The organism is Endozoicomonas sp. 8E (genome assembly GCF_032883915.1).
Taxonomy (GTDB): domain Bacteria; phylum Pseudomonadota; class Gammaproteobacteria; order Pseudomonadales; family Endozoicomonadaceae; genus Endozoicomonas_A.
Genome location: NZ_CP120717.1, coordinates 1,003,863 through 1,019,270 on the forward strand (window position 1 = coordinate 1,003,863; position 15,408 = coordinate 1,019,270).

A 15,408-nucleotide genomic window follows, 5' to 3' on the forward strand; every position below is an offset into this window, starting at 1 on the left:
CCTGACTATTGGAGGAAATCACCGATCTCAAATAACTCATCATGGCCAAATGGTTATCAGGTATCCAATGACTCATACAGCGAATTTAAATTCACAGTGTTCAAAAACTCGTCGGCAATTTTTGTCAGCTCCCAGGGTTTGAGTACCAAAGCGTTATTGGCGTTTTGCGCAAGTCGTAAGTGGTCATCCTCAACAAAAAGAATATCCGCACATTGACTGTTAATTGAAGACAACATGAAACACAGCTCTTCTGGTGAAGATGGATCATGTGCGCCATAGGAGTCTGTGAAGCAGGAATACCCCAAGGAAGCCTTGACCCAGCAATACGTCAAAGAGCCGCCATTTGAGTGTGTCACTCCATACAGATAATGACTGAAGGCCTGATAAATCGCCTTTTTGCATTTTTGTTCTGATTTCTCCAGAAGGATCTTCTCCTTAATTGATAGCTTAAAGGGCTCCAGAATCCGTTGGTAGCTGCTTTCGATTTCAAGCTGTTTTTTCTCGATTTCTTCTGATTCAAATTGATCTTGCTTTTTATCCAGGTCGGCCAGCGCTCTGTCGCGTTCCAGTTCTATCGCCTTGTATTTTTTGACTTTTTCTGATGATGTCTGCAATTCCGGATTGTTCTCAGCTTTTCGTTGGAGCAGAGCTTCGGCCTTTTCATTAATCACTGTGTTGCGCCATAAAATTTTCCCCATGATAATTACCGGACGGTGATTCATCCTGCCCGAGATTAACTGCTCAAACGCAGGTTGGCGCACCAGCAGTCGTTCTATATTCGGAACGCCCCCGGGTTGGTCGGTCCAGCGGACCTTTAAAGATCGCTCGGGGATATTATTTTCAAGGGATTTTGAAAAACCATCATGACAGTCAGTAATGAAGGAGGCATTGCGTTTATCCTTTTGGTGGTCGCTATAAAAATGACACCATTGCTTGCTATTTTTTCCCCTGTGCAACAGTGTCTGATACCATTTTTTCAGGCAATCTGTGGCTGCAACCTTCAGTTCATCGACGTATTCAAGTCTCTTCAACAGATCATGGTGTTTATCTGCCCCAATAATCTTGTCGTCGTAGAACGGCAGTGGATCTAGCCAACCCGATTGCATGGCTGCATTGGCAAAGTGAATAACCGAAGGGATGGTTAAGTCGCTGTATCGCAGTATTTTATTCATTGAATCCAACCACCGCAGGGGACTTGCTCCGCCCTCAACAATCATTTTTGAGTGCAATGACTTGAGTTGTTCGATGACCTGATCTGCACTATTGTCCAACAATATCTGTGTTACTGCCTCCGACATCAGATTATGGCGATTCCCATAGTGGTCGGACACATCACCGAGCAATTCCTTCTCTGAAGAGCTCAATGCTTTTGTCTCCATCAAGATTGAGACACCCATAGAAAAACCGGCTAAATCTTTTTGCTTCCAAAGATTTTGTACCAATGTGGCAGTACTTGGATTTTTTTGGGGGAATGTACTGTTTGTCTCAAGGGCTTTGTGCAGTTCCTCGAAGCTCATATAACAGGCTCTGGCCAGAGCTTGCTGTTGTGCTGAGTCAGCACCTTCCAGGAGATTCTTAATCTTTTTTAATTCAGTGCTCAAATCACCGTCCTTCCTGACAGTTTGATAGACAGGTGAAGTTTCTGTTGCCTCCACGGGCTCCCCGCCCAAATCCACTGACTCCCAGGTCTGACCTCCATCCACGGAATACTCGGCAAAGCTGTGGATACCGCTACTAATTTCCCGGCAGGGAATTGAGAAATAACGGCAAAAAGCCACAAAAACAGGCGAACGATGACGACAGCTACCTTGCCGCTGTGTTACCAGGAATTGAAAGAAATTTTCATGCTCTTCTGGTGCAGCTGCACCGGAGAACCGTTTGCAGTATTTCGTGATTGCCCTAATTCGTTGCCTGATGTTTTTAGCGTCTATTATTTTGCGCAACGGTGCCCGTATTTTGGCGGGTTGTTTGTTGATGTTATCAAACAGTTCCTTCAGTACGGACTTCATGCCTTCTGAACACTGGACGTCAAAAAAAGCTTCTTTAGCAGCCGTTTTTTTGCCCGGCTTTCCGGGTTCTACGACATAAGTACATTGAAAACTCTGGCCGGCTGCGGCCAGAGGAATAAACAGTGTATGAAGCCCGGTATAGTCGTCCCTGATCACTTTAAATGGCAAACAGGGTTCTATGTGCAGGGCCATGATAATGTCACTGGCCGTCAGGCTGGGCAATGGGCATTGACCGTTCTTTGGTGATATCTCAAGGGTCGCCAGCGTTTGGTTTCTGGTTAATATCACTTCCTGGTCATTCCCTGGCAACTGGTCAGATGTCAGGGTTTCGACCCCCAGAAGGTGTTTACCATCAAGATTGATCTTTTTGATTTCACCCCTGGCAGTGACACGAATATCTCTTGCCTGCCAGCGATACATTTCAGGGGAGTGCTGCGAATCAAAAATTTTATAAATTTCAACCTTTGGCATCTCCTCATCTTCATAGTTCGTTCTTTGGTCCAATGCCGGAGCTTTTTGTTCCTCGACTTCCGGGTCGTAGGGTTCAGGAGCGTCGTCACCGCTAATCGCTGATGCTGTGTTAATAAAATCGTTTATCCAATGGTTCGGCAGATCACTGATCTGATGCCAAAATGCGGGCCAGCATTGAACGTCACGGGCCTTCCATGCCTGTATCTGCTTATCAGCCTCCTGAAGATAAGGTTGGAAAGCAGGCATTTTCAGCGTTTGTGCCTGCTCTTTCGTCAGAGGAAATACGCTGTTAGCATCCACTTCGGTAAGGCTAAAATCACCAGCGAACCAGCATTGCTGACAGTGTCTGTACAGTGCCTGTGTGAAAATATCGTCCGACTGATCCGGATTCAGGGAAAGACCGGATGCCTGCCATCTGGTCTGGGCCACCATTCTGATGAGTTCTGTTTTGGTTTCCTCTTCAGCCGGATGAGTCTTGATACGAATTTCATGGTTTTTTTCATCAACACTGCTGAGATGACTGCTTCGTATCAACCACGGACGATCAATGTCCGATACTGTCTGATTTAACCATTGGCAAAGTCCGGAATTAAATTCGCTTTTCTCCACGGCAAGAGCTGATGACCCGGGCAATTTCTCCAGCGATAGTTTGGCGGCCATCAGGAAAAGCTGGTAGTGCTGATTGAGGTATTGATGAAGTGCTTTATCGGTAAAGTCGCCCCCTCTGAAGACAGCCCTGGCGACATTCTGCAGGTCAAGGCTGGTCGGCTGCAACGGCAGTTTTCTCTGTTGCAGGTAAGCCCTTAAACGACAATGTTTTTCTGTTAGCTTTTTAGCAACTAATATCCATTCCGGGGACTCTGGCAACACTTTTTCGGCAATGGTTTGTAATTCTGCCGGGTTGTACTGCCGGATGGGTAAATGTCGAAAACGCCCTTTCAGCGCCGGTGATAAGGGTTTTCGCCCGCTGTACTCAGGCGGGTTGATGGTGGCAAACAGGTGGAAACCCGGATGGGCGTCACCGGCTAGAATATCGTTTAGCTCTCCTTCCAGATGCTGGCTGTCGATCAGATTCATTTCTGAAATCACCACGATGCCGCCATGGACTTTTGCCTTCTGAATCTTTTCACACACTTTGTCCCAGGAACAATCACAGGCATTCAGGTAAAAGACTTCCGGCATCAATTCTTGCCGTTGTTCAGCCTGCTGTCTGACACTTTCAATCACCAGACTCAGCGTGGCATCCTTGCCTCGTCCGGCCGGGCCTTCAATCAGTGTTGCCTGACGACCGCCGTGTTTCCTGTCGAGATGATAAGCCTGCTGACAGCGGTTTAAATCCTGTCCAAGCTGTTGCACCAGTTCACGGACTGCCGATCCGGAGGTATCAAAGTCTGGTCGGATTTTTTCGCTGACTGTCCTGAAGGTCTGCTGCATTTCCTGCAGGGTGTGGTTATAAACTTTGTTGCTCAGGGTATTGTTCGGGTGGTAACGGGCAGCAAACCAGATTTCCAGTGCTGACAGGGCATCCTGATGAGTTTCGGTGATTTCGGGCCCCAGTACATCCCGAAAACTCTGTTGGATCAAACTGTGTATTTGCTCACAGGTCACACTGCCGCGTGCGGGCAGGGCACGATCCAGATACCAGCCCACCCAACTGCAGATATCGGTTAAATCCCTGGGGGTAAACTCATGGTCGGGCAAGAGTTCCTGATAATATTGCCAGAGTGCCATCACACTTTTGGTGGCACTGTGTGCAATGTCGTTTATTTGCTGCTCCGGCAGATGCCGTTGTAAATGCTTGACCAGAGCCGGTTCCACCACTCTGTCCCGAAGGAATGCCTGGTCTAACCGGGGGTAGTAAGCCCTGGGCAGTTTCTCTTTCAGGGCCGGGTCCATTTGGCGCCCGGCGTAATGATCGGGGTTGCCGGTGAGAATCACCCGGTGTTTTTCGCTGACCCTGACAGGATGACCATTCACATAGATGCAGGGTTTCGGTTCCCATAAGCCGTTCAATGATGCCAGCAATCCGGTCTGGGCCAGGTTGGCTTCATCCAGAACCAGGGTAATGTATTCTCCGTCTTTGTCGGATTTGCTATTGGCCCATTCCATCAACGCCCGGTTTTGCTGCACCATAGAGCGGTCGCCATCGGCCTGTTGATGCCATTGCCAGCGTTTCATCAGGGTCTGTTCACTGTCGGAAGGTCCAAGGGAAATGACTGAAGCTTGTCCCGAAGCCCTGGCCATTTTGGCAGAAAAGTAACTTTTCCCGGTGCCGGTTTCTCCCTGCAGGAAGATAACGGGAGAGTCCGTAAGCCGTTCATGGAGCCGGGATAAACGTCGGCTTTCGCGATCTTTCTGACCTATCTCGCCGTGATAAAGATCCCGGGCCAGTGCTGACAAGGGCATATCAGTGGAACCTTGCCATGCCATTGATTCAAACAGTCGATGTTTTATGCGTTCAATGCCTTCTTTTTCAGAGTTGGCTGTCCTGACGATGTGGAAACAATCGCTGGCCAGCGCCTGAATGGCATCGGACCGGGTCTGCCCCGATGGCAAGATTAACTGCCAGCCAGAAGCCAGTGCATCCTGCAAACGTTTAATCTGTCTTGATGGCCTGATGGCTAAGGGTAGATAGTGTTTCGCTGTCTGCAGATCCACTGCCAACTGATAAGCCATTGCCTGTCGATGTGCTTCAGGCCCATGGGCCACGATCAGGGCGCAGACCTTGTCCAGAACTTTTTTTGGAGCCCACCCAGGCAGTGGACTTTCATAGGACAGCTGTAATCCTTCAAACGGGTTCTCCATCAAGACTGCCGGATCAAAGGCCCGGGTCAGCCGCCAGAGGTTCTGCTTCACAAACCTTCTATCCAACCGCCGGGAACCGTTAATGATGGCCGTTAACTGATCCGGGTCTACCGTGGGGGCCTGATGCTTATCCGGTAACAATTGCCAACAAGCCACTTTCATAAAATCACGCACAGTCGGGTTCTGTCGGGTGCCATGGGTGATGACGCTATTGATAGCCTTGCGCCAGTGGCAGGGCAGGAGTTGCAGGGACTGATCAACCTGCTGTGCTCGCCGGGCAGCCAGTATCAGATTGTTTAACAACCTTTCAGTTATTTCTGGCAGTGGCTTACAAAGCTGAGCAGGTACGGTTTTAAAGGCTTCGTAAAGTTTATAAAGCGCCTGTTCTGGCAGTTCAGTCCGTGGGATACCATGCCTGACGACATTGATATCCCAAAGGTCAACCTCAAGACACGGGCTACCTTTGGCGATCATCAGATTAACCATTGACGACGGACTTTTTGCAGACGCGGGCCAGAGCAGGGTGACACGAGCTTTTGGATAGGCCTGTAATTGGCCATTCACTAATAGGGGTTGTCCAATAATCAGGGGTTCCAGAAGCTGCTGAAGCGTTGGATTGCTTTCCAGTCCCCTCATTACCACCGGCTTGCCAGTGGTCAATGCCTCCTGCAACGCAGTCTTACGTTGTCCAAAATGGGCCTGTTGTTCGGAGGTGATATGGATATTATCAAATAGCTGGCTGAAACTGGTCTGTTCATTGACCTGAATAATCAGGGGTGCTTGCGGGAGAGCATTGATCCAATGATTTGCCTGGGCAGATTGTTGATAAGTGACGGTATCAAAGGCAGCGCGATTTCTGACTTTTTCCGGTGGTTTGGGCAGAGGGTATTTATCGTTTTCTGTCAAACCCAGGGCTTTTGGTTGTCCTTTTGCATGAGCCACCTGAAGCCGGGGCTCCAGGCCGGTCGTCTCGCGAATAGTCTGTAATGAACCCAGCAAACGAAACCAGAGTGCTTCGGTGAGGGGGGACGTTACGGTGACGGCACCACCTGCCCGAATTTGCTCCAACAGACAGGTGTTAGGGGCAGCAAAGCCTTCCGGGGCAACGGCAATCGGGTTCAGCCACTGGGCGATATTACTCTGGTTAATAATAATCGGGTTTCCTGGTGCCTGGTTTTTATCAAGTCCTTTGTCATCTTCTTTGTAACGAGAGCGGGACTGGCTTTGCAACAGTGAATGAAGCTCGTTATTCCCCACCGGCATTTGATAAAACTGAACATCGTCGGGTAACTGGCAGACCTTGCCATTGCTCTCAAAACATTTTTGCGCCAGCATCTGTCGAATGGTCTGTTCGAAGGTCAGATCTTCCCAGTCGGCCCCTTTCAGAATCACTCGTTGTCCGGCCTTCAATAGCTCAAGCTTGCCGGGAAGGTGCTGGATTCGCCCCTGTTTATTCACTCCGGGGCCGCCCAGCAGCAATTGTCGCCAGTTGTTGTGCAGGTGACAGTCAATAAGAACAGTGTTGTCGTCGTCCATAGCACTTTCGGCAGAGGGGAGTTCAGCCAATAACGGAGGTACCTTGTCGATCTCCATCGATGGGTCATGGCCAGTCTGTGCGTTGAACTGCCAGGTATTTTCCGGTCGATTAATTCGTCGCCAGAAATCAGCGCCAGGCGCGCCGGCCCCCGGTACGTCATCACGCCTGCCAACCGATGCCAGCTGTGCAGGGTCTGCCAGGACCAATAGAGAAACATGCTGACCCAGAGGACGCTTCTCCTGGCTGACTTTGTCGTACAGACAGGGGTTATCCGGGTCCAGCAGATCGTTAAATTTGGACAGCTCTTCGCTGGAGAGCTTTCGAATATCCATTACCAGAGTCAATGGCTGTGAACCTTCGAACAACTTGCCTGAACCCAGAGTGTGGCGACCCTCTTCGGAAATACTCAAGCGGCTCACCAGGTTAGCCTGTAAAAGGTCATCGGGATGGGAAATAAGGGCAACATCACGATGTTTATCACCGGCAGTGGCAACCAAAAGCTGTCGAACCTCGTCATCGCTGGCGACAAAACGAAAATCAAAGGCGTTAGAGATCTTTTGAAGCGATGAGTCCGTTGAGGATACCCTTCTCGGTTTGCCAGACATCACACCCGGAGTTGACGATATATTGAGTCTGGCAGTTACACTGTTGACCTTGGCAATACTTAGCGGTAAATCCAGCTTTGCTCTTTTGGCAGGTGTGGCAATATCGGGGAGGGGAGCCTTTATTTTTTTACCACAAATACGACCATCCATAGCCAGCCTCCTTGCATCTTACGGATCAAATTGAAAGCCTTTAATATTTAGACTTTAGAAATGAACGAAAGTTCCATTTAAAGAGATAGCCCTGACTATTGGAGGAAGACCCCGATCTCAAAAACTCATCATGGCCAAATGCTTATTAGGTATCTAATGACTCATACAGCGAATTTAAATTCACAGTGTTCAAAAACTCGTCGGCAATTTTTGTCAAGTCACGGGATTTGATCACCAGAGCGTTACTGGCGTTTTGTGCCTGCTTTAAGTAAGCATCCTTTACAGAACTCTGAAGCGATAAAGAGCTGTCAATATGACGCGTCATGTCATACAGCTCTTGCGGTGAGGATGGCTCATGAGCACCATAGGAGTTTTTGTAGCGGCGGGGATTCCCTAAGGAAGCGTCGACCCAGCAATACGTCAAAGAGCCGCCTTTTGAGTGTGTCACTCCATACAGATAATGACTGAAGGCCTGACGAATCGCTTCTGAGTATTTGCGTTCTATATCTCTCAGAAGGAACTTCTCATCAGTTGATACCTTATGGGGCTCCAGAGTGCGTTGGTAGTTGCTTATGATTTCGAGATGTTTTTTCTCGATTTCTTCTAATTTATTTTCATATTGCTTATAAAAAAAACTGAATCTGTTGACGTTTGCTCTCTCTTCATGCAAGTCGGCCAGAGCTCTGTCGCGTTCCAGTTCTATCGCCTCATATTTTTTGATTTTTTCCGATAATGTCCTCAATTCCGGATTGCTCTCAACTTTTCGTTGGAACAGGACTTCGGCCTTTTCATTAATCAATGTGTCGCGCCATAAAACGCCTCCCGTGATAATTACCGGACGCTGGTTCGCCCTGCCCGAGATCAACTGCTCAAACGCAGGTTGGTGCGCCAGCATTCGTTCTATATTCGGAATACCCCCGGGTTGGTCGGTCCAGCGGCTCTTTAGAGTTCGGTGGGTGATTTTATTTTCAAGGGATTTTGAAAAACCATCATGACAGTGAGTAATCAACAAGGCATCGAGATTATTCTTTTGATCGTAGCTATAAAAACGACACCATTGCTCGCTATTTTTTTTCCTGTGCAACAGGGTCTGATACCATTTTTTCAGGCAATCTGTGGCTGCAACCTTCAGTTCATCGACGTCTTCAAGTCTCTTCAACAGATCATGGTGTCCATCGGCCTCAATAATCTTGTCGTTGTAGAACGGCAGTGGATCCAGCCAACCCAATTGCAGGGCTTTATTGGCAAAGTGTCTAAATGAAGGTTTGGTAAAGTCAGTGTACAGCAGTATTTTATTCATTGAAAACAACCACTGCAGAGGGCTTGCTTCTTCCTCAACAATCATTTTTGAGTGCAATGACCTGAGTAGTTCAATGACCTGATCTGCATCATTGTCTAACAATATTTGTCTTACCGCCGCCGACATCGGATTATGGGGCTTCCCATAGTGGTTGGGCACATTACCGATCAATTCCTTATCGAAAGAGTCCAATGTTTCTGCCTCTATCAGGATTGAGACTCCCATAGAAAAACCGGCTAAATCTTTTTGCTTCCAAAGATTGTGTACCAATGCGTCATTACTTAGATGTTTTATGTGGAATGTACTGTTTGTCTCAAGGGCTGTGCCAAGTGTCTCGATGCTCATATCATAGGCTTTAGCCAGAGCTTGCTGTTGTGCTGAATCAGCACCTTGCAGGAGATTCTTAATCTTTTTTAAGCGAGTGTTCAAATCACCGAATTTCCTGTAGTGAGGTGTAATTACTGTTGCCTCCATGGGCGTCCCGCCCAAATCCACTGACTCCCAGGATTGGCCACCATCCACGGAATACTCGGGAAAGCTGTGGATACCGCTACTAATTTCCCGGCAGGGAATTGAGAAATAACGGCAAAAAGCGACAAAAACAGGCGAGCGATGACGACAGCGACCTTGCTGCTGTGTTACCAGGAAGTGGAAGAAATTTTTATTCTCTTCTGGTGCAGCTTCACCGGAGAACTGTTGGCAGTATTCCGTGATTGCGTTAATGCGTTGCCTGACGTCTTTAGCGTTTATTATTTTGTGCAACGGTGCCTGTATTTTGGCGGGTTGTGCGTCGATGTTATCAAACAGTTCTTTCAATACGGACTTCATGCCTTCTGAACAGTGGACGTCAAAAAGGGCTTCTTTAGCACCCGTTTTACGGCCCGGCTTTCCGGGGTCTACGACATAAGTACATTGAAAACTCTGGTCGGCTGCGGCCAGAGGAATAAACAGTGTATGCAGCCCGGTATACTGGTCCCTGATCAGTTTAAAGGGCAGACTGGGTTTTATACACAGGGCCACGATAGAGTCACTGGCCGTCAGGCTGGGCAATGGACATTGACCGTTCTTTGGTAATATCTGAAGGGTCGCCAGCGTTTGATTTCTGGTTAATATCACTTCCTGGTCATTTCCTGGCAACTGGTCAGATGTCAGGGTTTCGACCCCCAGAAAGTGTTTACCGTCAAGATTGATCTTTTTGATTTCACCCCTGGCAGTGACACGAATATCCCATGCCTGCCAGCGATACATCGCAGGGGAATGCTGCGAATCAAAAATTTTATAAAGTTCAACCTTTGGCATCTCCTCATCTTCGTAGTTCGTTCTTCGGTCCAATGCCGGAGCTTCTTCTTCCTCGACTTCCGGGTCGCAGGGTTCAGGAGCGTCGTCACCGCTGATCGCTGATACCTCGTTAATAAAATCGTTTACCCAATGGTTCGGCAGATCACTGATCTGATGCCAAAATGCGGGCCAGCATTGAACGTCATGGGCCTTCCATGCCTGTATCTGCTTACCAGCCTCCTGAAGATAAGGCTGGAAAGCTGGCATTTTCAGTATTTGTGCCTGTTCTTTGGTCAGAGGAAATACGCTGTTAGCGTCCACTTCGGTAAGGCTAAAATCACCAGCGAACCAGCATTGCTGCCAGTGTCTGTACAGTGCCTGTGTGAAAATATCGTCCGACTGATCCGGCTTCAGGGAAAGACCGGATGCCTGCCATTTTTTCTGAGCCACCGTCCTGATGAGTTCCGTTTTGGTTTCCTCTACAGTCGGACAAGTCTTGATACAAAATTCATGGTTTTTTTCATCAACACTGTTGAGATGACTGTTTCGAATCAACCACGGACGATCAATGTTCGATACCGTTTGATTGAACCAATAGCAAAGTCCGGAATTAAATTCACTCTTCCCCATGACAAAAGCCGAAGATCCGGGCAGTTTCTCCAGCGATAGGCTGGCGGCCATCAGATAAAGCCGGTAGTGCTGATTGAGGCATTGATGAACGGCTTTTTCGCTAAAGTCGCCTCCTCTGGTGATAGCCCTGGCAACATTCTGCAAATCAAGGCTGGTCGGTTGCAACGGCAGTTTTGTGCGTTGCAGGTAAGCTCTTAAACGACAATGTTTCTCTGTTAGTTTTTTAGCGACGAATGTCCCTTCTGAGGACTCTGGCAACACTTTTTCGGCAATGGTCTGTAATTCTGCCGGGTTGTACTGCCGAATGGGTAAATGTCGAAAACGCCCTTTCAGCGCCGGTGATAAGGGTTTTCGCCCGCTGTACTCAGGCGGGTTGATGGTGGCAAACAGGTGGAAACCCGGATGGGCGTCACCGGCCAGAATATCGTTTAGCTCCCCTTCCAGATGCTGGCTGTCGATCAGATTCATTTCTGAAATCACCACGATGCCACCTTTAATTTTTGCCTTCTGGATCTTTTCACACAGTTTCTCCCAGGAACAATCACAGGCGTTCAGGAGGAAGACTTCCGGCATGGATTCTCCCCGTCGCTCAGCCTCCTGTCTGACGCTTTCAATCACCAGATTCAGCGTGGCATCCTTGCCTCGTCCGGCCGGGCCTTCAATCAGTGTTGCCTGACGACCGCCGTGTTTCCTGTCGAGATGATAAGCCTGCTGACAGCGGTTTAAATCCTGTCCAAGCTGTTGCACCAGTTCACGGACTGCCGATCCGGAGGTATCAAAGTCTGGTCGGATTTTTTCGCTGACTGTCCTGAAGGTCTGCTGCATTTCCTGCAGGGTGTGGTTATAAACTTTGTTGCTCAGGGTATTGTTCGGGTGGTAACGGGCAGCAAACCAGATTTCCAGAGCTGACAGGGCATCCCGATATGTTTCGGTGATTTCGGGCCCCAGTACATCCCGAAAACTCTGTTGGATCAAACTGTGTATTTGCTCACGGGTCACACTGCCGCGTGCAGGCAGGGCACGATCCAGATACCAGCCCACCCAACTGCAGATATCGGTTAAATCCCTGGGGGTAAACTCATGGTCGGGCAAGAGTTCCTGATAATATTGCCAGAGTGCCATCACACCTTTGGTGGCATTGTGTGCAATGTCGTTTATTTGCTGCTCCGGCAGGTGCCGTTGTAAATGATTGGCCAGAGCCGGTTCCACCACCCTGTCCCGAAGGAATGCCTGGTCCAGGCGTGGGTAGTAAGCTCTGGGCAGTTTCTCTTTCAGGGCCGGGTCCATTTGGCGCCCGGAGTAATGATCCGGGTTACCAGTGAGAATCACCCGGTGTTTTGGGCTGACCTTGACAGGATGGCCATTCACGTAAATGCAGGGTTGCGGTTCCCATAAGCCGTTTAATGATGCCAGCAATCCGGTCTGGGCCAGGTTGGCTTCATCCAGGACCAGGGTAATGTATTCTCCGTCTTTGTCGGATTTGCTATTGGCCCATTCCATCAACGCCCGGTTTTGCTGCACCATAGAACGGTCGCCATCGGCCTGTTGTTGCCATTGCCAGCGTTTCATCAGGGTCTGTTCGCTGTCGCAAGGTCCAAGGGAAATGACTGAAGCTTGTCCCGAAGCCCTGGCAATTTTGCCAGAAAAGTAACTTTTCCCGGTGCCGGTTTCTCCCTGCAGGAAGATAACGGGAGAGTCTGTAAGCCGCTCATGGAGCCGGGATAATCGTCGGCTTTCACGATCTTTCTGACCTATCTCGCCGTGATAAAGATCCCGGGCCAGTGCTGACAAGGGCATATCAGTGGAACCTTGCCATGCCATTGATTCAAACAGTCGATGTTTTATGCGTTCAATGCCTTCTGCTTCAGAGTTGGCTGTCCTGACGATGTGGAAACAATCGCTGGCCAGCGCCTGAATGGCATCGGACCGGGTCTGCCCCGATGGCAAGATTAACTGCCAGCCAGAAGCCAGTGCATCCTGCAAACGTTTAATCTGTCTTGATGGCCTGATGGCTAAGGGTAGATAGTGTTTCGCTGTCTGCAGATCCACTGCCAACTGATAAGCCATTGCCTGCCGATGTGCTTCAGGCCCATGGGCCACGATCAGGGCGCAGACCTTGTCCAGAACTTTTTTTGGAGCCCACCCAGGCAGTGGACTTTCATAGGACAGCTGTAATCCTTCAAACGGGTTCTCCATCAAGACTGTCGGATCAAAGGCCCGGGTCAGCCGCCAGAGGTTCTGCTTCACAAACCTTCTATCCAACCGCCGGGAACCCTTGATAATGGCCATTAACTGATCCGGGTCTACCGTGGCGGCCTGATGCTTATCCGGTAACAATTGCCAACAGGCCACTTTCATAAAATCACGCACAGTCGGGTTCTGTCGGGTGCCATGGGTGATGACGCTATTGATAGCCTTGCGCCAGTGGCAGGGCAGGAGTTGCAGGGACTGATCAACCTGCTGTGCTCGCCGGGCAGCCAGTATCAGATTGTTTAACAAACTTTCAGTTATTTCTGGCAGTGGGTTACAAAGCTGAGCAGGTACGGTTTTGAAGGCTTTGTAAAGTTTATAAAGCGCCTGTTCTGGCAGTTCAGTCCGTGGGATACCATGCCTGAGGACATTGATATCCCAAAGATCGACTTCAAGACAGGGGCTACCTTTGGCGACCATCAGATTAACTATTGACGACGGGCTTTTTGCAGACGCAGGCCAGAGCAGGGTGACATGAGCTTTTGGATAGGCCTGTAATTGGCCATTCACCAACAGAGGTTGTCCAATAATCAGGGGTTCCAGAAGCTGCTGAAGGGTTGGATTAGTCTCCAGCCCCCGCAATACCACCGGTTTGCCAGCGGTTAATGCCTCCTGCAACGCAGTATTACGGTGTCCAAAATGGGCCTTTTGTTCGGAGGTGATATGGATATTATCAAATAGCTGGCTGAAACTGGTCTGTTCATTGACCTGAATAATCAGGGGTGCTTGCAGGAGACCATTGATCCAATGATTTGCCTGGGCAGATTGTTGATAAGTGACGGAATCAAAGGCAGCGCGATTTCTGACTTTTTCCAGTGGGTTGGGTAGAGGGTATTTGTCGTTTTCTGTCAAACCCAGGGCTTTTGGTTGTCCTTTTGCATTTACCACCTGAAGCCGGGGCTCCAGGCCGGTTGTCTTCTGAATAGTCTGCAGTGAGCCCAGCAAACAAAACCAATCTGCCTCAGTGAGAGGAGAGGTTACGGTGACGGTACCACCGTTACGAACCTGTTCCAACAGGCAGGTATTAGGAACTGCGAAGCCTTCCGGGGCGATGGCAATTGGGTTCAGCCATTGAACAATATTACTCTCGTTGATGATGATCGGGTTTGCTGGTGCCTGCTCTTTATCAAGTCTTTTGTCACCCTGTTTGTTATGAGAGTGGGACAAACTTTGCAACAGTGAATGAAGCTCGTCATTCCCTACCGGCATCTGATAAAACTGAACATCGTCGGGTAACGGACAGATCTTGCCATTGCTCTCAAAGCAGTGTTGCGCCAGCATCTGTCTAAGGGTCTGTTCAAAGGCCAGATCTTGCCAGTCGGCCCCCTTCAGTATCACCCGTTGTCCGGCCTTCAATAGCTCAAGCTTGCCGGGAAGATGCTGGATTCGCCCCTGTTTATCCACCCCGGGGCCGCCCAGCAGCAACTGTCGCCAGTGACTGTGCAAGTGGCAGTCAATAACAACGGTATTGTCATCTTCCATAGGATTTACGGCACCGGGGAGTTCAGCCAATAACGGAGGTACCTTGTCGATCTTTATCGATGGGTCATTGCCAGTCTGTGCGTCGAACTTCCAGGTATTTTCCGGTCGATTAATTCGTCGCCAGAAATCAGCGCCAGGTGCGTCATCACGCCTGCCAAGCGATCTCAGCTGTGCAGGGGCTGCCAGAACCAATAGAGAAACATGCTGGCCCAGAGGGCGCTTGTACTGACTGACTTTGTCGTACAGACAGGGGTTATCCGGGTCCAGCAGATCGTTAAATTTTGGCAACTCTTCGCTGGTGAGCTTTCGGATATCCATTACCAGAGTCAATGGCTGTGAACCTTCGAACAGCTTGCCTGAACCCAGAGTGTGGCGACCCTCTTCGGAAATACTCAATCGGCTCACCAGGTTAGCCTGTAAAAGGTCATCGGGATGGGAAATAAGGGCAACATCGCGATGTTCATCACCGGTAGTGGCAGCCAAAAGCTGTCGAACCTCGTCATCGCTGGTGACAAAACGAAAATCAAAGGCATTCGAGATCTTTTGAAGCAAGGAGTCCGTTGAGGATACCCTTCTCGGTTTGTCAGGCATCTCACCGGGAGTTGACGATATATCGAGTCTGGCAGCTGTACTGGTGACCTTGGCGATAGTTAGCGGTAAATCCAGCTTTGCTCTTTTGACAGGCGTGCCAGTATTGGGAACGGGCTCCTTTATTTTCTCTCCACTAATGCGACCATCCATAGTCGACCTCCCGGCATCTGAAGGATTAAATTGAAATTGTTTAATAATATGACCGTGGAAATGGGCAAAAGTTCGATTGCTATAAAGAAATAGCCGTAACTGCTGGAGGAAATCCCCGATCTCAAAACACTCATCATGGCCAACGGGTTA

General features: G+C 49.3%; 2 protein-coding genes. Both read right to left on the reverse strand.

What is annotated here, in order from left to right; translation table 11 throughout:
- Positions 1-56: 56 nt before the first annotated feature.
- Positions 57-7,577: an AAA family ATPase gene (locus tag P6910_RS04040; protein ID WP_317145003.1), complete on the reverse strand. Its 7,521-nt coding sequence runs from the start codon at positions 7,575-7,577 to the stop codon at positions 57-59.
- A gap of 145 nt (positions 7,578-7,722) precedes the next feature.
- Complete coding sequence (locus P6910_RS04045; RefSeq protein WP_317145004.1) at positions 7,723-15,258, reverse strand: AAA family ATPase; 7,536 nt, start codon at positions 15,256-15,258, stop codon at positions 7,723-7,725.
- Between the last annotated feature and the right edge of the window lie 150 nt (positions 15,259-15,408).

Coding starts and splice junctions, on each gene's coding strand:
- P6910_RS04045 (WP_317145004.1), bottom strand. CDS start 15,258: ATGGATGGTCGCATTAGTGGAGAGAAAATAAAGGAGCCCGTTCCCAAT.
- P6910_RS04040 (WP_317145003.1), bottom strand. CDS start 7,577: ATGGATGGTCGTATTTGTGGTAAAAAAATAAAGGCTCCCCTCCCCGAT.